Source organism: Fretibacterium fastidiosum, assembly GCF_964642095.1.
GTDB classification, from domain to species: Bacteria; Synergistota; Synergistia; order Synergistales; family Aminobacteriaceae; genus Fretibacterium; species Fretibacterium fastidiosum.
Map to the genome: position 1 here is coordinate 2,622,443 of NZ_OZ209244.1, position 22,994 is coordinate 2,645,436.

Genomic DNA, 22,994 nt, shown 5'->3' on the forward strand with positions numbered 1-22,994 from the left:
AGGCGAGAAGGAGAATTAAGAGAGCGAGATGTACACGTATGAAGAGATCAAGCCGCAAAACAAACAAGATGCTTTTGCAGCCATGTACCTGTGTATCACCAGGAGCATCAGGGATTTGTGTGGACAAAAGATTGGCGAACGGATCATCCGCGAGGCTGTCCGCCGCGCTGGGCATGACAGCGGAATGGCTCAACGTCAACGACTGTTAAAGGATGGATTGAAAACCAATATCCAAAATCTTTATCATTGTGACTGTGACGTTGTGGCCGACCCACGCTTCCGAGAAAACGAAATTTTTAACGAGGAAGAGCGCCAGATATGGGAAGTGTACACCTGCCCATTGGCGGATTATTGGACCCGTCGAGACGGCTGGAAAGAGGGCAGCTTTTACTGTGAAGAATATCAACATGCCCGTGTCCTCGCTTTCACTGACGGCGTCGGCCAGGTGAATCTTTCCACACTGCTGACATGTCCAAGAGACAACTGCTGCCGTTTCTCCGTTTATTTCAGGGAGGCAAACATGTCCCCTGAAAGGGCAAAAGAAGCCTTCGCTCATTGTGATCCTTCATACTGCGCCCCCGCCTCAATTCCAAGTAACACCAACCTTGATGAAAGCATCTGTCGCATGACCATTGCGCTCTATTGCCGATTAATGGAAACTGCCGAAGACTTATGTGGGCAAGATGGCGTCTGCGCGGCGGCAGAAGGGTTGAAGCGCTGGGCGCTAGTGGCCCTCCAAACTTTGCATCTTCAGGCAGAGCACACCCTGCTTCCCATGAACATGGACTTTGTAAGGCTGAATTTTCCACTTGCATTGGACCCCGATGTTGATGGCGCTATCTGGGGAAAGCATAAGACGGGTCAGGCCATGGAGATCATGAAGAAGTTGGTTTTATATCCCATAGCAAAAGCCTGTAAGGCATAGAAGATATACCGACAGAACTCTTAAGAAAGACAGGTGCAAAAATGTGTACTTATGAAGAACAATGCGTCATGGATCTTTCTGATAATTACACTCTTCTCTACTCATTTATCGGCCGAGAGCTATTGGACGCCTTTGGAAAGGATGGAGAACGGGTATTGCGTGAGGGAACACGCCGTTATGGTCACGACCGCGGCGAGCATTCCCGAAAGCGCCATATTGATCTTGGAGTTAAAATTAATATGAAAAGTCTTTTTTCAATTGGAGGCGACCTGCCGCCCGACCCACGCTTTCGTCGTGATCTTCAGGAATTGAACTCGGAAGAGCGCGTTTCGCATACATTGGTCTGCCCCATGGCAGATATCTGGAAAGCTTATGGAGAGCGTGATATTGGCAGAATATATTGCGAGGAATTTCACCCGGCGTGCTATAACCATTATGCCTACGATTATGCTCACACAAATCTAGCTAAAACCCTTACCCAGGAGAAAGACGAATACTGCGCGTTCAACGTCGTGCTCCGAGCCGAGAACCTGCCGGATCACTTAAAACCTATGTGCTTCGAAGAATATGATCCCGGCTACGTCGCTCCCGAGATTACCTCTAAAAAAGCCTATGGAAAGTCCGGCTTTGAGGCCCTCAGCATTAAGCTGTATTATTACCTCCTGGAATGTGCCGAGGAATCCTTTGACGATCGAGGGTGCGTTGCAGTTGAATCCGCGTTGAGGAAGATCGCGAATGATGCAGTGGGCAGGGCAAAGAAAACGGCCGACAAGTATGGCAAACCACTCGATAAAGCAATTGTTAATGACACCTACCCTATCTCCCTTGAGCCTACAAAACTCTGGGATGAATATTCTGGTCATATGGCAAAAGGACGCTTTCTCAAAGTTTTTGTTCCCGAAGTGCTTCGACTCCTTTCGGCCTATGTCAATAACAGCTAGGGCGTGTCATCAATGCACCCTCTTGTCATAACGCCTTGCTATCACCCGGCTCCAAACCCAATGTAGGGGTGAGGGAAGATAAAAAGCCTACAGACGTCAGTTTATTCGCGGCAGATGAGCTTTACAGCACAAAAAGCAAAAGAGACTGTCAGATATGGATTGTCATCAACTTGGAGCAACGGAACGAGAAAGTGTAGCGCCTTCGCACACGGGGATGCGGAAAGCCGCAAGATTGCCGGTGTCCTGAACCGAAGTCCATCGACGATCGGCAGGGTACGCCGGCATAATCTCGCAAGAGGAGGCCTGCAGCGCCCACGAGGCAGGCAAGTTCCATCGCCTGCACCGCAAACGCTGCAAGGGGTTTGTCGTGTTTTGGTTACACATCCTGCGCGATCACAGTCCAAGGTAACGTTGAAGTCCGATGCTGACCAATGTAATTGTAATCCAGCATGTAAAACCAAGGAAAATGGGCTTGCCACCCCTTTTCAAAAGGTCAATGAGGTTTGCATTTAGGCCTATTGCAGCCATAGACATGACTATAAAAAATTTGCTGAGACCTTTCAGCACTCCAAACATCCCATTGATATACTCCAGCGCTACACCAGAGCAGCTCTGCAATAGAACGGTAGTCACAACTGAAGCCAGGACAAAATACACAACAAACATTGGCAGGATGGAGCTCAACTTGAAAGAACGCACGGCTTCGTTGGCATGACTACGTTTTCTGAAGTAAACGATGGAGAGCACAAGGGTTATTGGAATTATTGCCAGCGTTCTCGTTAATTTAACCACCGTGGCATACTCCAACACGCTGCCGCCCGTCTCATGCAATGTGTCCCAGGTGGAAGCCACAGCAGTAACAGAAGAAGTGTCATTAACCGCCGTACCTGCAAAAAGTCCAAAACTTTCATTGGACATTCCCAACTCAGCTCCGATACTGGGAAATATCAGTGCAGCAATAACGTTAAACAAGAAGATAACAGAAACAGCCTGCGCAATTTCACCGTCATTAGCATCAATAACAGGAGCGGTAGCCGCTATAGCAGAGCCCCCACAAATTGAGGAGCCCACGCCGATAAGCGTCGCTGTTTTTGCGGGAATCTTCAGGAGCCTTTGTAGAACAAACGCGACAATCAGCGACGTTGCAATTGTAAACACAATCACAGGCAAGGAGGTGACACCAATCTTTCCAAGGGTTGACAGATTGAGGCCAAACCCCAACAGTACAACCGCAAGTTGAAGCACTTTTTTAGAAGTAAACGCAACGCCATATTTCAAGTCAGCCCTAAGCGGAACCCCCAGGACCAAAATCATACTCATAAGAATCGCCAGGACAGGTGCTCCCATAAGGGCAAAAACGTCCGTTTGTTTTACAATAAAACAAGCTATCACTGCTATCACCAGGCACAAGGTGACGCCAGGAATTATTTTTTTGATGTCCTTCATCAATAGTACTCCCTTTTGCACGTTGCTAACGATAGAACAATTTCGTGCCAATGTTATCTGCCGTAGCCTTCTCAAAATACAATTGGCCAAGTGCAATATCGCTAGTGGAAAGCCCACGGTGCCAGAAGAGAATCTTTTCGTCATCTGACTCACGTCCGGGCTTTTTACCTGAAACGATCTCGCCAAGTTCTGCGTACAGAGTCTTTTGCGTCAATTTTCCCGCACGGACATGAGGGCTGAGACTCCCCAGTTTCCCACCTTCTTTGCATTGGTTCCAGTCGTCCACCACAACCTTATCCATTACATCGGTTAAGGATATCTCATTCGCACAGATTGTACCATAAGGAACAACCAAGTTGCCAGGTCGAACCCACTCAGTCTTCAAAAGCGGTTGTGGCTCGGTCAGGCGTGTGGCCTCCACCATAATGTCAGCCCCTTCCAAACACTCTTGACTGCTGTGGGTTAACGTTATTTTTTTATGAATACGTTCTTCCAGCTGCGCTGCAAAAGCCTCCATAGATTCCTGACGTTTGCTGTTAATGCGTATCTCATCGAAATCAAAAAGATGATCCAACAGGACAACGTTCCAAAATGCAGTACCGCGACTGCCGAGATGCCCCAGGATTTTGTTCTTTTTCTTCGCCAGATATTTTGCGCCAACGGCTGTAACAGCTCCGGTTCGCATAGAAGTGATCGCTGTCGCATCGATAACGGCATACGGCGCTCCCGTCTCGGGGTCAAAAAGATTCAACAACGCCATCTCTGAGGGAAGGTTCTTCTTGTAGTTATACACATAATCGCCAACGACCTTGACCCCCACTGCCCGTTTAGGTTCAATGTACCCCCGCAGAACATTAAAATGTCCGTTATACTCCGAGTTGGGATTGATATGCACCCTGGGCTCTATAGAGGTCTTGCCCTCCCCCTGCGCTGCCAGGCTTTCTTCTATAGCTTGAATGATTTCTTCGTCGTCCAAGTGGATGCTCTCTATGTCCTTTGAACTTAAATATAAAATTTCCATAACCATCACCCTCAATCTATATTGGCACCACTAATATTTGTCCCTGTATTCGCCTTGGATTTCACGATTGAAGAACGTTTTCAAGAACGCGCACAGTTGTAGAACAAACACGCTCAAAACAACAAACGCACCTACAGCAGAGAGTTGTCTTGCGCCATCAACCCCACGGACACCGCCCGCGAAAGCTCCCATGATAACGGAAACCGCCCCGATGATGATACCCCAAACCAATTTCAGGGAGCCGGGGGCCTCGTCCGATGTGCGGTCGCTTGAAACGCACAGAGAGGCCAGGGTATGCGTGATAGAATCGGCAGCCGTGCTAAACGACAGGAGAAGTGTCACCATAACAACCGGAATCAGAACGATGCCGAGATTCATCGGCAAGTGTTGCAAAAATCCCCATACCGCCGCAGTCGCTCCGTTTTCTTTGAGGATGCTCACCAGGTCAACAACACCGTTCATCTGCCAATTCAGCGCTGTGCCGCCCCAGACTGAAAACCACACCAAGCCAAATATTGACGGAAGTATCCAGTTGATGATCATGAACTCCCGAATCGTCCTTCCATAGGAAATTTTTGCCAAGAACAATCCCATCACTGGCGCATAAGCGATCCATACCGTCCAATCAAACAGCGTCCACCAGGCAGTCAAGGCCTCTCCTCCAATATCTATGGGATCAAGTCCCCAAAGCCAAAAATTGTTCAGCCATTCCCCAAGCCCAATAGGAAGCGTTTTGCATATCTCGACGATAGGCCCCGTGAAGAACAGGACAATGAGAAGGGCATAGAATATTTTGCTGTTAAGCGTTGCCAACTTCTTGATACCTTTATCAAGGCCCGTATAAGCGGCCCCCGTGAAAATAGTCGTTGTGATAATCCCCAACACAATCCAGGTCATGGTCCCGGTCTCCATGCCGTAGGCCACCTTGAAGCCGTTAATGACAAATGCCAGCCCCGTCCCCAAGCCACATGCCATGCCAAGAACGATACCAATCGTGCAGAGTGTGTCCACAAGGCTGGCGACCGCAGGACTGTCCGCCCAATGGCCAATAACAGGTTTAATTGTGGCAACGACCGAGAAATTCTCCTTCTTGTTAAAAAACAGATACGCGATCAAAAGGCCGGTAATACAATAAAATGCATAGGGGACAAAGGTCCAGTTGTAGAAGCACCTTCCCATGGCAAAACGGGCTGCCTCCACCGTCTGCGGCTGAATGCCCAATGTATCCAGTTCACCGTAGACGTTGCCAAAATAAACCATTGGCTCATTGATTCCCCAGTTGACGATACCGACGGAGATGCCACCGGTCAAAGCCATGGCAAACCACGTCCTGAATGGATACTTAGGCTGAGCGTCCGGTCCACCGATGCGTATGTTTCCAATCCTGCCAAACGTGACGAGGACAATGGCAAACAGGCAAATGACTGCGATAATTTGATAAAGCCAGCCGAAATTCAAAAGTGAAAAGCGGAAAACAGCCCTGCACGCCGACTTCAGCCAATCATTTTTTAAAATCCCGACAATAATAGCGAGGGTCATAAACAGAAACGAAGGATAAAAGACCCCCTTGCGAAGAGTACGTTTCACTCGCATTTCTTTTTGCTCCAACATTTATTTCCCCTCCTGTATTCATCAAAATATGTTCAACTGTTTTTCAGACCTAATAGTCCGCCAGAACGCAGAAACTCGTGCGTGCGTTCAATATGGCTATGGTCGCACGTACTTCCTCAACCGTCGCATAATTCCCTACAGCGACAGAATGAGAATGGAGCATGTTGTCGTTGAAGCGCGTTATAGACTCCTTCGTAACTTTCTTATCCTTATTCCAACCGACCCCACGATTACAACCATAAATTGGCACACCTCTCGCAGACAGCTCAAAGACCAGCTTCCGCCCTTCAATCAAGCGCGACATGACTTCGTCAGGAACCGAAACTGTCCACATATCGCAGCTGATTCGCTTGACGTCATTCACGGTCAATCTCGAGCCAGTGAGTTTCACTTCCCTGTTCAAACTCTCACTCCCTTCCCTGCGGATTGCTTATGAAATTCGTTATTTTACCAGTAAGTTTAGTTTATCTCGTGAACTACTTATTGTAAAATAGTAATTAATGGATGTATCATAAGGTAAAGCAAATACATCTAAAATCTTGTAGGAATTATTTTAACTTTAGGATTCTCGAAGGGAGAAACGCTCAAGATGACTCTTCGTGAAATGCATATCTTCATAGAGGTTTGTAAAACCGGCAGCATGACCGAGGCAGGACGACGCCTTTTTATCTCTCAGTCCACTGTCAGCCAGGTCATTCTGGCCCTTGAAAAGCAGTATCACTTGAAGCTTTTTGAGCGAAACAAGAAAAGGTTGATCATTACCGAACAGGGCAAAATAATGCAAAATAGTTGCATAAAAATTTTATCCGAGGTCGAAGAATTGGAATATAGTCTGAGTCATATGGGACAAAAGCATATACGCGTTGGTACAACGCTGATTTCCTCCAGCAGTGTTCTGGATCAAATCTGGAGTGCATACCACCTCGCCTGTCCCGATGTTCGTACTCAAATTATCGTCGAAGACAATGAATCCTTGGTGTACAAGCTTCAAAATCATGATTTAGATGTTGTCATTACCGAGCAAAACGTTGAAGCCAGAGATATGTTTTGCAGGAAGTTTGCGGAGGACGTATTCGTCCTTATCTGTGCGGAAGGAAACGAGTTTTTTAACAGGGACAGGATTCAGCTCAATGAATTGCACGGGAAGCAGCTCATTACCCGCGAGAGAGGGAATCCTACGAGGGAATTAATTGAGCAAGTCATGGCTGAACAGAACATTCTTATTCATCTCATTGAATTTAATAACATTGACATCATCAAGGCAGAGGTCATAAAAAAGCATGGCATCGCCATCATGGCACGTCGTCTTCTCGTTCAGGAACTGCAGCGTAGACTTCTACGGGCAATTCCAATCGCAGACCTCAAGAAAAAACGCTCCTTCTACGTTCTCTCACAAATTCATTCGCTCTCGAATCCCATCATCGAACAATTCATCAAAATTTGCCAGTCTATCGCATAGAGCCCATTTCTCGCCTGGCACCAACGGAAAATGTCATAACGCTTGAATCTTTGGTGGTTATTCACCAGCTGAGTGAACATCCACCTTAAATATTGAATGCTATGCGTGTAAGTTCTTATCCTAAAGACATTCTGATACCAAATCGCGTTTAATATGGATTGCCTCCCCTGAAAGGGGAGGTGGTTCGCGTCAGCGAACCGGAGGGGTTCGGCCAGACGACCGGCCTCACGCAAGCCGATCTTTCGGGAGGATTGCGGCGGCCGGTCGGTCGGCTGAGGGCGAAGGAAGTCCGGGGGACTTCCGCAGCTCGGTCAGACGACGCAGCTTATGCAATCGCGTCAGCGATTGCAGCACTGCGTTGGTCGGCTGTGCCGAAGCAAGGCAATTGATTGCCTTGTGGAGGCGTTGGCGGGGAATGTCAGACAGGCGCGTCTTATGAAAAACACCCCTCCCCTTCGGGGAGCCTTCCGGCTGCCGTTCGCTGACGCTCACGGGCCGTCAGTCCCAGCCCCTTCGGGGCAGCCCCCCTTGCAGGGGGGCCTTTCTTGCCCTTTAGACGCAAATTGGTATGAAAAAGCATTAGGCGCTCCGTTTCTCGGCTCAGGATTGTTTCTACCTGCACAAGCCCGACCTTCCGGAGCCACTTCCACAGGGGTGCTGAACGAGGACTTCAAACGGGCGATCCGCTCCATTTACGGCGCGTTCGTGGAAGAGGACCCGCCGGACTGAGGCATCCAAACGGAAAACGGTCTATAATAACTTTACGGGACCTGTGCCCATGGCGTCCCGAAAGCGCCTTCGGCACAGACGCCAAGACGCCGGAACAGAACGGAGAGGATTATTTTTGGACGCTGTTTTCGACAAGGACAAGTACAGGATCGGAAACTTCTCCATCGGCGGAGAGCTTGCCGTCGCGGCGGGCCCCTGCTCCCTGGAGAGCCTTGAACTCGGCCTCGAGGTGGCCCAGACCATGAAGCGCCTGTGCCGCGAGCGGGGCCTTCCCTACGTCTTCAAGGCGTCCTTCGACAAGGCCAACCGCACCTCCATCCACGCATGGCGGGGGCCGGGTCTGGAGAAGGGACTCGAACAGCTCGAGACGATCAAGGAGACTGCGGCCGTGCCCATCCTTACGGATATCCACGAGAGCCATCAGGCCGAGCCCGTCGGGCAGGTGGCGGACGTCATTCAAATCCCCGCCTTCCTGTGCCGCCAGACGGACCTGCTGGTGGCCGCTGCGAGGACCGGAAAGATCATCAACCTCAAAAAGGCCCAGTTTCTGGCCCCGGAAGACATGGAGTACGCCGCGGCGAAGTGCCGCGAGGCGGGGAACGATCGCGTCATCCTGTGCGAGCGCGGCACCGTGATGGGCTACCACCACCTCGTCGTCGACATGACGGCCCTCGTGACCATGCGGAACCTGGGGTATCCCGTCATGTTCGACGCCACGCACAGCGTGCAGCGGCCCGGCGGCATGGGCGGCATGAGCGGCGGGGACAGTGCGCTGGCCCTGCCCCTGGCGCGGGCGGCGGCGGCCGTCGGAATCGACGTCCTGTTCGCCGAGACGCATCCCGATCCCAAAAAGGCTCGAAGCGACGGGCCCAACATGATCCCCCTGAACGAGATGGGCGCTTTCCTGGATCAGGTGCTGGCCATCCACAGGGCGCGACGGGCGCTGCCCGATGGGCTGAGGCAGGGCGAGGACGCCCCGGGACGTGGAAGGGAAGGGGGCGAGGCGAGATGACGTCGGCACTTCCGTGCGAGAGACCCGGAGAGCGGCGTTCGGACCAGGAGCTCCTGGAGGCGGGACGCCGGCTCATGAGGACCGAGGCCGCTGAGATCCTGCGGGCAGCGGACCGGGTCGGGCCGGAGTTGACGCGCGCGGCCCACGCCGTCCACGAGTGCAGCGGTCGGGTCGTCGTCGTTGGGCTCGGCAAGTCCGGACACGTGGGGCGCAAGATATCGGCCACGCTGGCGTCGCTTGGGACGCCGTCCTTCTTCCTGCACGCCGCCGAGGCCTCCCACGGGGATCTGGGCATGGTGCGGCGGGAAGACGTGGGGCTCTTCATCAGCAACAGCGGGACCTCCATGGAGATCGTGGCGCTGCTCCCCCACTTCCGCCGGCTGGGGGCGATGATGATCGCCATCACGGGGGGGCTTGAATCCCCCCTGGCGCAGCATGCGGACATCGTCCTCAATTCGCGCGTCGAGAAGGAGGGCGATCCGCTGCAGCTGGCCCCCATGAGCAGCACCACGCTGCAACTGGCCCTGGGCGACGCGCTGGCGGCGATGGTGACGCTGCTGCGGGGACTGAAGCGCGAGGACTTCGCCCTGTTTCATCCGGGCGGGGCCCTAGGGCGACGGCTCCTGACGCGCGTCCGCGACGTGATGGGCGGCCCCGGCCAGCTGCCCGCGGTGCCGTGCGGCGTCTCCGTACAGGACGCGCTGTTCTCCATCACCAGCAAGGGGTACGGCGCCACCTGCGTCGTGGACGAGGACGGGAGGCTGTGCGGCATCTTCACGGACGGCGACCTGCGCCGCCTGATCGGGCGGCGGGGAACGGACGCCTTTCTCGTGAGGATCGAGGACGCGATGACGAAGAACCCCAAGGGCATCAGCCCGGACGCGCTGGCAGCGGAGGCCATGCGCGTCATGGAGCGGGAGGAGATCAGCGTGCTCGTGGCCCTGGAGGACGGACGCCCCGTGGGGATGCTGCACGTCCACGACCTCCTGAAGTCCGGCATCGCGTGAGGCCCATCCCATGAACGTCAAAAAAATCCTGGGGGTCATCCCGGCCCGGTACGCCTCCTCCCGCCTGCCGGGCAAGCCCCTGGCCGACATCTGCGGCAAACCCATGATCCAGCACGTCTATGAGCGCACCATGGCGGCCCGACGCCTTACGTCCGTCGCCGTAGCGACGGACGACGAGCGCATCGCGTCCGCCGTGAGGGCCTTCGGCGGGTGCGCCGTCATGACCTCGCCGGATCACCCCAACGGAACGAGCCGTGCGGAGGAGGCCCTCCGCATCCTGGCCCCGGACGCGGACGCCGTCGTCAACGTCCAGGGGGACGAGCCTCTGCTGGACCCGGCCACGATCGACGAGGTCGCAGCGCTCCTGGACGAGCCGGGCGTCTCCTTCGCCACGCTGTGCCGCCCCATGGCGGACGCCGACCGGGACAACCCCAACGCGGTGAAGGTCGTCATGGACCAAAACGGGGATGCGCTCTACTTCAGCCGCTCCCTCATCCCCTACCCGCGGAACAAGCCGCGCCTCCCCGTCTACTGCCACATCGGCCTCTACGCCTACACCGCGGATTTCCTTCGGCACTACGCCGTGCTCCCCATGACGCCGCTGGCGGAGGCAGAATCCCTGGAGCAGCTCAAAGCCCTGGAGCACGGACACCGGCTCCGCGTCAAGGTCACGGCCTCCAGCGCCGAGGGCGTCGGAGTGGACACGCAGGAGGACCTTGAGCGGGTGAGGACGATCCTGAGGGAGAGGTCCGGGGCATGAGGGGCGGCGCGACGAGGACGGAGGGGCCGATCCACGCCGCCCTAGCGCTGTACGACCCCAGGGGGACGTACAGCCAACACGCGGGCGTCGTGATGGCCTCCATCTTCGAGAACACGGAGAGCCCCGTCGTCGTACACGTGCTGCACGACAGCACGCTGACGGAGGAGGCCCGCGGAAAGTTCCTTCGCACGGCCGCGAAGTACGCGCAGGAGGTCCGCCTCATCGACGTCACCCCCTATCGAGACCAGCTGGACGCTCGGACGGTGGCCCTCGTTCAAGACGCCTGTTCCGTTGGGACGCTCTACCGCCTTCTCATCCCCGACCTGCTTCCCGTCGGCCGGGTCGTCTACCTGGACTGCGACACCCTGGTGAACCTGGACCTGCGGGAGCTCTGGGAGGTAAGCCTGGACGGGAACTGCCTTGCCGGTGCATTAGACCACCCTGGAAGAGGGCTTCGCCGCCTCTCCGCCGAGGCCCTTCGCGTGCGTCTGAACGGCGGAGACCCTGCCTCCTACGTCAACGCCGGCGTCCTGCTGATGGACCTGGACCGTATCCGAGAGCGGGGCAGCCTGTTTCAGGCCTCCATGGACTGGCTCGCCCACAGAGGACACACCGCCCGACTGGCCGACCAGGACATCCTCAACTCCCTGTTCAGAGGCTCCATCAAACTGCTCGACGACAGGTTCAACAACCGTCGTCTGGAGGAGGACCCCTCCAACTCCATCCTCCACATGATCAACGAGTCGAAGCCATGGCTGGGGCTGACGGGCCTTCTCTCCGAAAGGCTCTACTGGAGGGCGTACCTGCGCAGCGCCTGGGGCGAGAACACGACCCGCGACGAGCTGATCGACCTTCTGAGCCGCACCGCCTCCCACACGCCCTCCCTGCACCGCCACACGGCCCAATGCTGGCGGCGGATCGGTCTCAGGCTCCGGCGCGACATCCTCTGTGGCGAGCCGGTCCTCGCGGTTGGCCTCCTCGTTCGGGAGTTCCTTCATCGCCTCGCCGCAGGACTTCGCGGCGGGGCCCGTTAGGCATGGACGCCGGGCTGCCGCCCGTTGCGTTCCTGCTGCGCGACGCGGGAACGGGAGGGGCGGAACGGTCGTCCCTGCGGTTGGCGAACGCCCTGTCTCGCCGCGGGCTCTCCGTCTCCGTGCTGTTCCTGCACGCGCGCGGCCCCATGCTCGCGAGCCTCGTCCCCGAGGTCCGGGTCGTTGACCTCCACGGGTCCTTCCTGCGCCTCCTGAGCGAGGTTCGGCGCGGCGGGTTCGGCTTCCTGCTCCCCGTCTACACCGCCATGCGCGCCCTGCTGACGAAGGTCATCTTGCGAGGCCCCCTCCAGGTCATCCTGTCCCAGCGCAGCATGTTCACGATGGAGCGCGGCCCCCTCCAGACGCGCCTCCGCACCCTGCGCTACCGCCTGCTGGCGCCCCGCGCCGCCGCCTGCGTCTGCATCTCCCGCGGCGTAGCGGACGAGATGCGGTCCCTTGGTTTCCTCCCGCCCGAAAAAATCCACGTCATCTACAACGCCGTCGTCACGCCGGAGCTTCTCGCACAAATTCGTGCCGCGGCGAAGGCGTCCGCGCCACATCCATGGCTTGAGGCCGGACAGCCGCCCGTAGTCCTCGGTGCCGGACGCCTCGGGGACCAGAAGGACTTCTCGACGCTCCTGCGGGCCTTTGCCCGCCTTGCCCGGCGGAGGCCGGAGGTCCGGCTCATCGTCCTTGGAGAGGGGAAGGAACGCCCCCTGCTGGAACGCCGGATCGCGGAGATGGGGCTCTCGGACCGCACTGCGCTTCCGGGCTACGACCCCAACCCCTACGCCTGGATAGCGCGGGCCTCCGTCTTCGCCATCAGCTCCCGCTGGGAGGGGTTCGGCAACGTCGCTGCGGAGGCGCTGGCCTGCGGCTGCAGCGTCGTCTCGACGGACTGCCCCAGCGGCCCCGGCGAAATCCTGGCTCACGGGAAGTACGGCTGGCTCGTGCCTGTCGGGGACGACGAGGCCATGGCCGATGCACTGAACGACGCCCTGGCGAACCCCATGCCGGCCCCATCTCTGAGGGAACGAGCGTCGTACTTCTCGGAGGACCGCGCTGCAGAGGGGTGGCTCGCGCTGATGCGGCGCCTTAGCCGCTGACCTCCGGCTCCGTCCCAGAGCATACGGACCGTCCCGCCAAGGGACTGCCAGCCCGATAAAAACGTCTGGACCGATGATAAAAGTTGCTTTTTTCATACTCCGGTGGTATATGTCATGTAGGGTCCGAAAAAATATCCTTGATAGCTCTGCGTTTCCATTCTCCGGTTCCAGACAGCAGGCGGACACGGAGAAATTTAAATCCTACAGGAGGTCAGTCATGCCGTTCACAACCACCAACGATAACGTTTCCATTCACTATGAGGTGCATGGTCAGGGGAAACCACTGCTGTTCCTTCCAGGCTGGACCTGCACGACGCATTTTTTCTGCAAAAACGTGGAACCCCTGTCGAAGGACCATAAAGTCGTCCTTATGGATTTCCGCGGTCATGGGGAATCCGAGAAGGTGCTGTACGGACACCGCATTGCCCGCTACGCGATGGACGTCCTCAATTTGATTGAGGCGCTGGACCTGGATGAGGTGACCCTCGTCGGGTGGTCCATGGGAGCAGCCATCGCCTGGAGTTACCTTGAACTGTTCGGGCCGCGTCACGTCGAAAAGCTCGTCTGTATCGATCAGGCTCCGGCGCAGTATATCGGTCCGGACTGGACCTGGGGCCAGACGAGTTGCTACGATGCGGAGACGTTCGTGCGTACCTGCTGCGCCGCGGAGTTTTTGCCGCGTACCTCGGCCGAGGGTCTCGTTCACGGCTGCCTTCATCGGGAGCCGACCGTCGATGAGGTTACCACGCTTGCGGACGAGATATCCAAGTGCCCTCCCAGGGTACGCATCGAGATCATGCGTGACCATACGCATATCGACTGGAGAGACTTTCTGCCGAGGATAACGGTCCCCTCGCTCGTGCTCGTCGCCCGGAACAGCAAGGTCTTTCCCTGGCAGGGAAGCGCCTATGTGGGCGAGGCCATTCCCGGGGCGAAGACGGTCTTTTTCGAGAGTTCGGGGCACATGCTCTTCTGGGAGGAGCCGGACAGGTTCAACGAGGTGCTGTCGAACTTTTTGAACGCCTGACCACATATCCTGCAGGAAACGCCCGTGCTCTGCAACCAGTTCCTTAAGGACGGGAAGAACTGACGCGCTCCGCGGCTGAATCATTGAAAAAAAACGCGGCATCCTGTATACTGAAGTCGGTCCCCCGGCGCGGGGGCTCAGTCCTGTGCGGCAAAGGCCCGTGAACCCTGTCAGGCCCGGAAGGGAGCAGCAGTAAGCGGTGTCCTTTGGGTGCCACGGGGTCGCTGAGTTCCCGCGACGGGGGACCCTCGTCCTCCGTAAAGGAAACTCGTTCGCCACGTCCTACGCCCCTTCCCTTCTCCCCACATTTTTCGCGTCTTATCGTATAATAAATCACTATAAACCTTACATTTCGAGGGGCCGGCTGCGCCCTCAGGAGGAGGGGCTTACCTTGCCCGAGAGATTAAACGACGTACTGGACGAACGTCTTCGCAAGGAGCCGGAGGCGCGGTGTCTCTGGTGGAAAGGGGCCTGGGGCAACCGCAGGGAGTTCCAGTCCCTCGCCGACGGCTGCACGAGATCGCTGGAGGACGCAGGATTCGGCTCGGGGCAGAGGCTTGCCGTGATGATGCCCAACAGCCCCATGACGGAAGCCCTGGCCCTGGCTGCATGGCGGCTTGGCGGTTCCTTCTGCCCGTTGAACGAGAAGGCCGGCGCAGCGTCCCTGCTCAAGACGCTGAACCTGCTTCAGCCCTTCGCCGTCGTCGTTTCCGAGGGCGTGAGCGGAAGCCTGACGGAGGCCATCCGCGACGCGGGCCTGTCCTGCGCCACGTTCCCCACCGAGGGGACGCCCCCCGCCCTCACCGGCCGGCCGGCCGAGCCTGAGGCCGAGGACCTGGCCGTCATCTTCTCCACCTCCGGCACCACCGGCGACCCCAAGGCCGTGCCCATCACCCACGCGAACCTGCTGGACCAGTGCCGCGGAATCTCCGAGGCCATCCCCACGCTGTCGGACAGGGACTCGTTCCTGACCGTCCTGCCGAACTTCCACGCCTTCGGCTTCACCGTCAGCATGTTGGCGTCCCTCCACGTCGGCGCCTCGCAGGTCGTCGTCCCCGGCTTCATGCCACCTCAGAACACCCTGCGGGCCATCCAGGAGGCCCGCCCCTCCATCCTGCCCCTGGTGCCCACGATGCTGAGCTTCATCCTCGCCCTCCTGGAGCGCGGCGGGCAAAAGGCGGAGGGCGTGCGCCTCCTCATCACAGGCGGAGATCGCTACAACCCCCAGATGGACGAGCGCGTGAAGGCCGCCTTCGGCGTCGGCGTCCTGGAGGGGTACGGCATCACGGAGTGCTCCCCCGTGTTGGCGGCAAACCGCGTCGAGGAGGGCTTCAGGCTGGGGACCGTCGGACGGCCCCTGCCCCGCTTCGAGCTTCAGCTTCGGACGGAGGCGGGCATGCCGGCGGAGGCGGACGAAGGCGTGCTGTGGGTGCGGGGCCCGTCGGTGACCGAGGGCTACTATCATGCGCCGGAGCTCAACCGCGAGCGGTTCGACCACGGCTGGTTCAACACGGGAGACTACGTGCTCATCGAGGACGGATACATCACGATCCTGGACCGCGTGACGGACATCCTCATCGTCGGGGGCTTCAACGTCTACCCCCAGGAGGTCGAGGCCATGCTCTCCCAGCACCCCGCCGTGCAGACGGCCATCGTCGTGGGGATGCCGAACGACATCAGCGGGGAGGTACCCAAGGCCTTCGTCATCAAGGACAAGGACGCGCAGGTCTCGGCGTCGGAGCTGATCCGCTTCTGCAAGGCCCGCCTCGCCCACTACAAGGTTCCGCGGGAGGTGGAGTTCGTCGAGGAGCTTCCCCTCTCCAGCACGGGCAAGGTACTGCGCCGCGTGCTGCGCCAGCGGGAGCGCGACCGCGCTCAACGCTGAGGCCCACCTTCGCGCTCGCGCTTGTCATCGGCCGTCGATCGGCCTGAAAGCAACGATCCCGCAGAGCGTTCACGCCCGCGGGGCACGCAAACGGCAACGCCGTTTTCAACCCTTAGGACAGCAGGAGGAACACATTGATCATGCCTCAGAGACTGGAAGAGATCATCACCGAGAGCCTGAATCGCCACAGGGACGAGCCCTGTTACTGGTGGGAGGGGACGTGGCGCACGGGCGCCGACCTCCTGAAGCTCACGGCAGACTGTGAAGCGACGCTCAGGGACTCCGGGTTCGGCCGGGGGCAGCGCCTCGTCGTCATGATGAAGAACTGCCCGATGGTCCTGGCGCTCTCGATAGCCGTCTGGCGGCTGGAGGGAACGTTCTGTCCCCTGAACGTCGCGGCGGGCATCCCCGCGCTGAAGGGGACCCTGGAGCTGATCGAGCCCGCGGGCGCCGTCGTCGCCCCCGACGTGCAGGACGACGTGATCGCGGTCCTGGACGAGGCGGGGTGGCCCCACGCCGTCTGCCCGCCGGAGGGGCCGTTGCCGGCCTTCAAATGCAGGCCCGGCAAGCCGGAGGACAACGACCTGGCCGTGATCTTCGCCACCTCGGGTACCACGGGAGCCCCCAAGGCCGTACCCCTCACCCACGGGAACCTCATCGACAACTGCAAGTGCCTCCGCGATGTCGTCCCCGCCCTTCAGGAGGGACGCGTCTTCCTGACGGTGCTGCCCAACTTCCACTCCTTCGGCTACACCGTCGCCACGATCCTGCCCCTGACGATGAACGCCCGCCTGGCCATCGTGCCCGCCTTCCTGCCTCCGCAGCCGGCGATGCGCGCCATCCTGGAGGCTCCGGTGGACGTCACCTTCGCCGTGCCCGCCATCTACGCCTACCTGCTCATGGCCGTCGAGCACGGAAAGTTCCCCAAGGAGGGGTTGGCGCGTCAGAAGCTCCTGATCTCCGGGGGCGACCGTCTGAACCCCAACCTGCACGAGCAGGCCCTGCACCTGACGGGTCGGGACATCATGGAGGGCTACGGCCTGACGGAGACCTCTCCCGTCGTCACGATAAACCGCAGCTATGAGACCCATCGATCGGGCTCCGTCGGTCCCTTTCTCGACAGCTACGAGCACAAACTCCGCACGCGGGAAGGGCAGGACACCCAGGAGAACGAGGGGGTCCTGTGGGTGCGGGGCCCCTCGGTCACGCGGGGGTACTTCCGCGCGCCGGAGCTCACGGCGGAGCGATTCGAGGACGGCTGGTTCAACACGGGCGACTACGTGCGCATCGAGGACGGGTTCGTCCGGATCCTGGACCGCGTGACGGACATCCTCATCGTCGGCGGCTTCAACGTCTACCCCCAGGAGGTGGAGAAGGTCCTCGCCGGGCACCCCGCGGTGCAGACGGCCATCGTGGTGGGCATCCCCCACGACATCAACGGAGAGGTCCCCAAGGCCTACATCCAGCGGAAGGATGGCGCGACCGTCACGGAGCGCGAGCTGATCCGTTACGCGAAGGAGCACCTGGCCCACTTCAAGGCACCGCGCAGCATCGAGTTCGTCGATGAGTTCCCCCTCTCCGGGACGGGCAAGATCCTCCGCCGCATCCTGCGCGAGCGGGCCGGAAAGAAGAGCCTCTGACCGATGGACGGGCTTCGCCTCGCGACGTTCAACGTCAACTCCGTGCGCAGCCGTATGCCCATCCTGGAGCGCTGGCTGCCGGAAAGCGGCGTGGACGTCCTGATGCTTCAGGAGACCAAGGCCACGGACGAGGACTTCCCCGAGGCCGCCTTCGCCGCGATGGGATACCGCGCCCGCTTCTGCGGCGAGAAGGCCTACAACGGCGTGGCGGCCCTGGTTCGGGAGACGTTCTCCGCGGAGACGTCCTTCGGCTTCGGCGACGGGGAGGAGCCGGACTTCCCCACCCGGGTGGGACTGACGCGCCTGGCGGGCATGACGGTGCTCAACACCTACGTGCCCCAGGGCAAGTCCGTCGATCACCCGGACTACGAGGTCAAGAAGCGCTTCCTGGAGCGCGTGAGGGGCCTCGTCCTGCGGGAGATGGAGGGGCCCTTTCTCTGGGTCGGCGACCTCAACGTGGCGCCGACGGACGCGGACGTCACGCACCCGGAGAACAAGCGCGACCACGTCTGTTTCTGCCGCGACATCCAGGAGCGGTTCGCCAGGACCTCCGAAGGGCTGACGGACCTGCTGCGCACCTTTCACCCGGACCCTGGAGAGTTCACGTTCTTCGACTATCGCGTGAAGGACGCGCTGGCCCGCAACATCGGCTGGCGCATCGACCACGCCCTCGCCTCCCCCTCCCTGGCTCCCCTCGCCACGGACTGCTTTGTGGAGCGCGAGCCCCGCGGTTGGGAGCGGCCCTCAGACCACACCCCCCTGGTGGCGGACTTCGCGCTCCCATGAGGGCGCCGAAGTTCCAGAACAACCTGAGAATACATTACACCGGAGGTATAAAGCCTCAACAAGGAGGGAAGGTAATTATGTACGCTATAGCGTTTGACCTCGAACAGGATACGCTTTCAAAAACCTACGGCAATCCAAGTTATACGAACGCCTACAACGACATCAAAAAAGTTTTGGAATCCTACGGGTTCACACGCCAGCAAGGGGGCGTCTATTTTGGAGATTCTAAAGTGGATGCTGTACGTTGCGTTTTAGCCGTCCAGGACCTTGCAAAAAAATTTTCATGGTTTTCTGCTTCAGTGGAAGACATCCGAATGCTACGGATTGAGGACAACAATGACCTCATGCCTGCAATTTCCAACGACTGAATTCTTTCTATGATGCTATGAGGAAGTCAATGCAATCGTTGACTACAAACTGAATCGCCCTACGCTTGAAGGCAAAGTTCGTCGATTTCGTCGCTGCTCTCCTGCGGCTGCAGCGACGGCGCGCACGTAACCACACGTCGGACAGGGCAGGAAAAAACGACGAAACGGCGGCGGGACCGCACACGATCGGGAAGTCGACAGGAGGTCGATGAGGATGCAGCTTGAGAGGATGGGACGGCCCCTGGGCAGCGCGGCGGTTCTGCTCGCCGCGTTTCTGGTGGCGACGACCGTCGCCCCGGCCTGGGCCAGGATCGACAGGGCCGTCGTGCAGAGGGCGTGGGAGCGCGTAGCGGCGGCGGACGACTTCAAGAGGATCCCCGTCACCTTCGAGAAGTCCGACAAGCCCAACGCATGGGTGAAGTACGAGTCCGCAGAGGACTTCAGCGTCCACGTGACCCAGGGGCTGATGGACCTCCTGAACGCGGAGGACGAGATCGCGGGCGTGCTGGGACACGAGATCGGGCACGTCCGCCGCGGGCACTACAGCGATCAGGTGAGCCGCAACGTCGGCTGGGCCATCCTGGGATCGCTCCTGGGTAAGGCGGGGGACCTGGCTCAGACCGCCGGGGCGATCGGCATGAGCCTTGCGGAGAGCGGTTTCAGCCGTGAGCAGGAGGTGGAAGCCGACGACTACGGGACGGACCTCCTGGCCAAGGCGGGGTACGATCCCCACGCCCTCTATCGGGCCATGAAGCGCTTCAAGGACGCGGGCCTTGGAACCGAGCCCAACGGATTCAACTCCCACCCGCCGACGGACCGCCGCCTGAAGCACCTGAAGGAGCGGGCGGACCGGATCGCCGCGTCGTCGGGCAAGACGTCCCGAATCCCGGACGCCGCCGCACCCCCCGCCTATAAGGCCAGGGCAGCGCACGACGGCGAGATCGTCCCCTCCGCCGCGGCCGTCGCCGCAAGCGTGAGGAACGCCGCCGGATACGTGGCGAACGCCGAAATGGGCCGGACGCACCGCAGGACGCGGCGAAGCCAATAGGGCAGCCCCAAACGGCGCGATCCGCCTCATACCAAATCGCGTTTAATATGGATTGCCTCCCCTGAAAGGGGAGGTGGTTCGCGTCAGCGAACCGGAGGGGTTCGGCCAGACGACCGGCCTCACGCAAGCCGATCTTTCGGGAGGATTGCGGCGGCCGGTCGGTCGGCTGAGGGCGAAGGAAGTCCGGGGGACTTCCGCAGCTCAGCCAGACGACACGACTTACGGACGTCGACAGGCGGTCGGCGTCGTGTCGGTCGGCTGTGCCGAAGCAAGGCAATGGATTGCTTTGTGGAGGCGTTGGCGGGGAATGTCAGACAGGCGCGTCTTATGAAAAACACTCGCTGCCCCTACACCCCTCCCCTTCGGGGAGCCTTCCGGCTGCCGTTCGCTGACGCTCACGGGCCGTCAGTCCCAGGCCCTTCGGGGCAGCCCCCCTTGCAGGGGGGCCTTTCTTTCCCTTTAGACGCAAATTGGTATCAAAACCGGCAAGGCCTTTAGGAAAACGAGTGGGCCCGCTTCCTCCCCTGCCGCGGGAGGGAAGCGGGCCCATTCCCATGACGCGCCCCCAACAACGTAAGGATATGGATGGGGAATTGGAATCACGCGAGCCCCATCAGCCTCAGGATCGCGCCGACGTCCAAATGCCGTTCCGCCGCACGAGCCAGGGCGTCGTAGGCGTGCTCCTTCATGGCCCTCGTGTCCGTGACGGCCCGCTCCTCCAGGCCGCGCGAACGCCGCACCGCGTTGAGCCACAGCGCCCGGAAGGCGTCGGCGTCGAAGATGCCGTGCAGGTACGTGCCCGCCACGGAGAGGTCCGGACGGGCCAGCCCCTCGACGCCGCCTCCCGCGACGTCCAGCAGCGCGGGGCAGGAGCTCCCCTCCACGGGGTGGGTGACGCCGAAGTGGATCTCGTAGCCCGCCACGGGGACCTCGCCAGCGGAGAGCTGGCGCCGCACCCGGCCCTCGGTGCGGACTGTGCGCTTCTCCCCCGCGCCGAAGGCCGTCACGGAGGGCAGGAGCCCCAGCCCCTCGATCTCCCGAATCTCCGAGTTCTCCTTCAGGTCCGGGTCCAACAGGCGCTCCCCCAGCATCTGGTAGCCGCCGCAGAGCCCGAAGACGCATCTCCCTGCGCGGCTGAGTTCGCGGACGGCTCGGGCCAGCCCCGTCCTCTCGAGCCACGCCATGTCGCGCATCGTGTTCTTGGAGCCGGGCAGGAGCACGGCGTCCAGGGAACGAAGCGTCCGTTCGGGCGTGTCCGCATCCAGGCCGACAAGCTCCACGTCCGGCTCCAGCTCAAAGGGGTCGAGGTCCGTGAAGTTCGACAGCCCCGGAAAGCGCACGACCCCGATGGAGAGGCCCTCGCCTCCCGTCCGGCCCCAGTGGACGTTCAGGGAGTCCTCGCCCGCGATGGCCGCGCCCTCCACCCAGGGCATCACCCCAAGGACCGGCACTCCCGTGCGCCGCTCGATCCAGACGACGGCAGGGTCAAAGAGGCTCCTGTCGCCGCGGAACTTGTTGAAGATCAGGCCCTTCACCCGACCGCGGTCCTCCCCCAGAAGCTCCAGCGTGCCGACGATGGAGGCCAGGGACCCGCCGCGGTCCACGTCCGTCACCAGCACCACCGGGACGTCCGCCTCGCGCGCCACGCGCATGTTCACGATCTCGAACTCGTTCAGGTTGACCTCCGCCGGGCTGCCCGCCCCCTCGATGACCACCGCGTCGAATCGCTCCTCGATGCGGCGCAGGGCGCGGCGCACGGCCTCGATGCCCAGCGTCCGGGTGAAGGTGCGGTAGTAGCCGCGTTCCGCCGGCGTGTCCAGCGCGCGGCCCTCCAGCACGATCTCCGAGGACACGTCCCGCCGCGGCTTCAGGAGGATGGGGTTCATGAACGTCTCGGGCTCAAGCCGCGCGGCCTCCGCCTGCACCGCCTGGGCGCGGCTCATCTCGCGCCCGTCCCGCGTGACGCAGGCGTTGTTCGACATGTTCTGGGACTTGAACGGACAGACGCGAAAGCCCCGGTCGGAGAGCAGTCGGCAGAGCGCCGTGACCAGAAAGCTCTTCCCCGAATCGCTGGAGGTCCCCTGCACCATGATCCCCTTCATCGACAAACGCCCCTTTCCCTCAGTTCTCTCAGCGCGCCGGCGAGCCGCCGGTCCTCCTGGCACGTCCGCGTGGCGATGCGGACGCACCGCCCCTCGATGCCGGGGAAGTTCCGCGTGTGGCGCACCACGATGCCCCGCTCCATCAGGCCCCGAATCAGGGCCTCGTCGTCCTCCGTCTCCATCAGAAAGTAGTGTACGCAGGACGGCCGCACGCGAAAGCCCGCCGCCTCCACCGCGCGGACCAGGCGGGGCGTCTCCTCGGCGTAGTGAGTTCGGAGCCTCGCCAGGAAGCCCTCGTCCTCCATGAAGGCCAGGGCCAGCGCCTGGGCGAAGGCGTTGACGCTCCAGGTCGGCTGACGGCTCCCCAGGCGCCGGATCCACCCCTCCCCCGCCAGCACGTAGCCGATGCGCGCCCCGCTCAGGTGGTACGTCTTGGTCAGGGAGCGCAGCAGGAGGACGTTCGGCAGCGCGCGCACGTCGAGCCTCTCTCCCTTCCGCGTCAGGAGGAAGTCGATGTACGCCTCGTCAACGGCGAGGGTCGCGTCCGGGTGGTCCGCCGCAAAGCGGGCCAGCTCATCGGGCGGGAGGTAGGCCCCCGTCGGGTTGCAGGGGTTGGACAGGATCAAGAGGTCGGCGCCGCCTGCCGCATCGAGGCTGAAGACGTCCTCCACCTCCGCCCCGAAGGCGCGAAGCGCGCGGGCGTACTCCCCGTAGGAGGGCTGGAGCACCGCCGTGCGGCGCCCGGCGAAGAAGGAGGCCAGAAGGTACAGCGCCTCGTTGGAGCCGTTCGAGACGAGGACGTTCTCCAGGGCGAGGCCCTCGCGGGCGGCGATGAGGCGGCGCAGCGCCAGGCACTCGTCGTCCGGGTACGCGGACGCCAAACGCGCCGTGTCGATCGCCCGGCCCACCGCCTCGTCGGGCCAGGGGAGCGCGCAGGCGTTCGTACTGAAGTCGATGACGTCCGCCGGCATGGGGATGCCGAGCGCGGCGTAGAGCTTCTCCGGGTTCGCCCCGTGCGCCCGCAGCGCGCGGAGGGTTCCGCCCGGGGAAGGCTGGCTCATGCCCTTTTCCGCAGTCATAGCCGTCACAG

General features: G+C 60.2%; 20 protein-coding genes and 1 other RNA gene. 15 read left to right on the forward strand and 6 right to left on the reverse strand.

Annotated features, from left to right (window positions below):
* Positions 1–28 precede the first annotated feature (28 nt).
* Together ACK28C_RS11795 and ACK28C_RS11800 are read left to right on the forward strand one after the other, a co-directional pair.
* Positions 29–925: a hypothetical protein gene (locus tag ACK28C_RS11795; protein WP_208873892.1), complete on the forward strand. Its 897-nt coding sequence runs from the start codon at positions 29–31 to the stop codon at positions 923–925.
* Positions 926–993: 68 nt separating this feature from the next.
* Positions 994–1,866, forward strand: a complete 873-nt coding sequence (locus tag ACK28C_RS11800; protein ID WP_409152227.1) for an L-2-amino-thiazoline-4-carboxylic acid hydrolase — start codon at positions 994–996, stop codon at positions 1,864–1,866.
* Between the two features lie 393 nt (positions 1,867–2,259).
* On the opposite strand, the gene ACK28C_RS11805 is transcribed toward ACK28C_RS11800, so the two are convergent.
* The 4 genes from ACK28C_RS11805 to ACK28C_RS11820 are packed head-to-tail and all read right to left on the reverse strand — an operon-like array spanning position 2,260 to position 6,308.
* Entirely contained in the window at positions 2,260–3,312 is a 1,053-nt protein-coding gene (locus ACK28C_RS11805; protein ID WP_409152228.1) for a YeiH family protein, read from the reverse strand.
* A gap of 25 nt (positions 3,313–3,337) precedes the next feature.
* Entirely contained in the window at positions 3,338–4,333 is a 996-nt protein-coding gene (locus ACK28C_RS11810) for an ornithine cyclodeaminase family protein (RefSeq protein ID WP_015557178.1), read from the reverse strand.
* A gap of 30 nt (positions 4,334–4,363) precedes the next feature.
* Positions 4,364–5,944: a BCCT family transporter gene (locus tag ACK28C_RS11815; RefSeq protein WP_015557177.1), complete on the reverse strand. Its 1,581-nt coding sequence runs from the start codon at positions 5,942–5,944 to the stop codon at positions 4,364–4,366.
* A 49-nt stretch (positions 5,945–5,993) separates the two neighbouring features.
* Complete coding sequence (locus tag ACK28C_RS11820; protein WP_409152229.1) at positions 5,994–6,308, reverse strand: aromatic amino acid lyase; 315 nt, start codon at positions 6,306–6,308, stop codon at positions 5,994–5,996.
* Positions 6,309–6,533: 225 nt separating this feature from the next.
* Here ACK28C_RS11820 and ACK28C_RS11825 point away from each other — a divergent pair, with 225 nt between their 5' ends.
* The 13 genes from ACK28C_RS11825 to ACK28C_RS11885 all read left to right on the forward strand — a co-directional run bounded on the left by ACK28C_RS11825 (position 6,534) and on the right by ACK28C_RS11885 (position 19,802).
* Complete coding sequence (locus ACK28C_RS11825; protein ID WP_015557176.1) at positions 6,534–7,403, forward strand: LysR family transcriptional regulator; 870 nt, start codon at positions 6,534–6,536, stop codon at positions 7,401–7,403.
* An 844-nt stretch (positions 7,404–8,247) separates the two neighbouring features.
* Positions 8,248–9,144, forward strand: coding sequence for a 3-deoxy-8-phosphooctulonate synthase (gene kdsA, locus ACK28C_RS11830; protein WP_243440689.1), 897 nt, complete (start codon positions 8,248–8,250; stop codon positions 9,142–9,144).
* The gene (locus tag ACK28C_RS11835) at positions 9,141–10,151 is read left to right on the forward strand and encodes an SIS domain-containing protein (protein ID WP_015557175.1); all 1,011 of its coding nucleotides are present in this window, start codon (positions 9,141–9,143) and stop codon (positions 10,149–10,151) included. Before kdsA ends, ACK28C_RS11835 begins: the two co-directional genes overlap by 4 nt.
* Before the next feature lie 10 nt (positions 10,152–10,161).
* The gene (gene kdsB / locus ACK28C_RS11840; protein WP_015557174.1) at positions 10,162–10,911 is read left to right on the forward strand and encodes a 3-deoxy-manno-octulosonate cytidylyltransferase; all 750 of its coding nucleotides are present in this window, start codon (positions 10,162–10,164) and stop codon (positions 10,909–10,911) included.
* On the forward strand, positions 10,908–11,945 hold the full coding sequence (locus ACK28C_RS11845) for a glycosyltransferase family 8 protein (RefSeq protein ID WP_015557173.1): 1,038 nt from the start codon (positions 10,908–10,910) through the stop codon (positions 11,943–11,945). The genes kdsB and ACK28C_RS11845 overlap by 4 nt, the downstream gene beginning before the upstream one ends.
* Before the next feature lie 2 nt (positions 11,946–11,947).
* Positions 11,948–13,048, forward strand: coding sequence for a glycosyltransferase (locus tag ACK28C_RS11850; protein WP_409152230.1), 1,101 nt, complete (start codon positions 11,948–11,950; stop codon positions 13,046–13,048).
* A gap of 217 nt (positions 13,049–13,265) precedes the next feature.
* A complete protein-coding gene (locus ACK28C_RS11855; RefSeq protein ID WP_015557172.1) occupies positions 13,266–14,075 on the forward strand; it encodes an alpha/beta fold hydrolase in 810 nt (269 codons plus the stop codon).
* A 134-nt stretch (positions 14,076–14,209) separates the two neighbouring features.
* Positions 14,210–14,308, forward strand: an RNA gene (ffs, locus tag ACK28C_RS11860) — signal recognition particle sRNA small type.
* A gap of 158 nt (positions 14,309–14,466) precedes the next feature.
* On the forward strand, positions 14,467–15,960 hold the full coding sequence (locus tag ACK28C_RS11865; protein ID WP_409152231.1) for an AMP-binding protein: 1,494 nt from the start codon (positions 14,467–14,469) through the stop codon (positions 15,958–15,960).
* 140 nt (positions 15,961–16,100) lie between these two features.
* Positions 16,101–17,600 (forward strand): AMP-binding protein, encoded by a 1,500-nt coding sequence (locus ACK28C_RS11870; RefSeq protein ID WP_409152232.1) that lies wholly within the window; start codon positions 16,101–16,103, stop codon positions 17,598–17,600.
* A 3-nt stretch (positions 17,601–17,603) separates the two neighbouring features.
* On the forward strand, positions 17,604–18,386 hold the full coding sequence (gene xth, locus ACK28C_RS11875; RefSeq protein ID WP_409152233.1) for an exodeoxyribonuclease III: 783 nt from the start codon (positions 17,604–17,606) through the stop codon (positions 18,384–18,386).
* Positions 18,387–18,463: 77 nt separating this feature from the next.
* Positions 18,464–18,754, forward strand: coding sequence for a virulence-associated protein D (locus ACK28C_RS11880; protein WP_015557171.1), 291 nt, complete (start codon positions 18,464–18,466; stop codon positions 18,752–18,754).
* A gap of 214 nt (positions 18,755–18,968) precedes the next feature.
* Positions 18,969–19,802, forward strand: a complete 834-nt coding sequence (locus ACK28C_RS11885) for a M48 family metallopeptidase (RefSeq protein ID WP_409152234.1) — start codon at positions 18,969–18,971, stop codon at positions 19,800–19,802.
* 599 nt (positions 19,803–20,401) lie between these two features.
* Here ACK28C_RS11885 and ACK28C_RS11890 read toward each other — a convergent pair.
* Entirely contained in the window at positions 20,402–21,904 is a 1,503-nt protein-coding gene (locus ACK28C_RS11890; protein WP_015557169.1) for a cobyric acid synthase, read from the reverse strand.
* Positions 21,901–22,965: a histidinol-phosphate transaminase gene (locus ACK28C_RS11895; RefSeq protein WP_015557168.1), complete on the reverse strand. Its 1,065-nt coding sequence runs from the start codon at positions 22,963–22,965 to the stop codon at positions 21,901–21,903. The genes ACK28C_RS11890 and ACK28C_RS11895 overlap by 4 nt, the downstream gene beginning before the upstream one ends.
* Between the last annotated feature and the right edge of the window lie 29 nt (positions 22,966–22,994).

Bases quoted from the DNA above. Each gene is read 5' to 3' on its own strand.
- ACK28C_RS11795 (WP_208873892.1), top strand. From the start codon at position 29: ATGTACACGTATGAAGAGATCAAGCCGCAAAACAAACAAGATGCTTTT.
- ACK28C_RS11800 (WP_409152227.1), top strand. From the start codon at position 994: ATGGATCTTTCTGATAATTACACTCTTCTCTACTCATTTATCGGCCGA.
- ACK28C_RS11805 (WP_409152228.1), bottom strand. From the start codon at position 3,312: ATGAAGGACATCAAAAAAATAATTCCTGGCGTCACCTTGTGCCTGGTG.
- ACK28C_RS11810 (WP_015557178.1), bottom strand. From the start codon at position 4,333: ATGGAAATTTTATATTTAAGTTCAAAGGACATAGAGAGCATCCACTTG.
- ACK28C_RS11815 (WP_015557177.1), bottom strand. From the start codon at position 5,944: ATGTTGGAGCAAAAAGAAATGCGAGTGAAACGTACTCTTCGCAAGGGG.
- ACK28C_RS11825 (WP_015557176.1), top strand. From the start codon at position 6,534: ATGACTCTTCGTGAAATGCATATCTTCATAGAGGTTTGTAAAACCGGC.
- ACK28C_RS11835 (WP_015557175.1), top strand. From the start codon at position 9,141: ATGACGTCGGCACTTCCGTGCGAGAGACCCGGAGAGCGGCGTTCGGAC.
- kdsB (WP_015557174.1), top strand. From the start codon at position 10,162: ATGAACGTCAAAAAAATCCTGGGGGTCATCCCGGCCCGGTACGCCTCC.
- ACK28C_RS11845 (WP_015557173.1), top strand. From the start codon at position 10,908: ATGAGGGGCGGCGCGACGAGGACGGAGGGGCCGATCCACGCCGCCCTA.
- ACK28C_RS11850 (WP_409152230.1), top strand. From the start codon at position 11,948: ATGGACGCCGGGCTGCCGCCCGTTGCGTTCCTGCTGCGCGACGCGGGA.
- ACK28C_RS11855 (WP_015557172.1), top strand. From the start codon at position 13,266: ATGCCGTTCACAACCACCAACGATAACGTTTCCATTCACTATGAGGTG.
- ACK28C_RS11870 (WP_409152232.1), top strand. From the start codon at position 16,101: ATGCCTCAGAGACTGGAAGAGATCATCACCGAGAGCCTGAATCGCCAC.
- xth (WP_409152233.1), top strand. From the start codon at position 17,604: ATGGACGGGCTTCGCCTCGCGACGTTCAACGTCAACTCCGTGCGCAGC.
- ACK28C_RS11880 (WP_015557171.1), top strand. From the start codon at position 18,464: ATGTACGCTATAGCGTTTGACCTCGAACAGGATACGCTTTCAAAAACC.
- ACK28C_RS11885 (WP_409152234.1), top strand. From the start codon at position 18,969: ATGCAGCTTGAGAGGATGGGACGGCCCCTGGGCAGCGCGGCGGTTCTG.
- ACK28C_RS11890 (WP_015557169.1), bottom strand. From the start codon at position 21,904: ATGAAGGGGATCATGGTGCAGGGGACCTCCAGCGATTCGGGGAAGAGC.
- ACK28C_RS11895 (WP_015557168.1), bottom strand. From the start codon at position 22,965: ATGAGCCAGCCTTCCCCGGGCGGAACCCTCCGCGCGCTGCGGGCGCAC.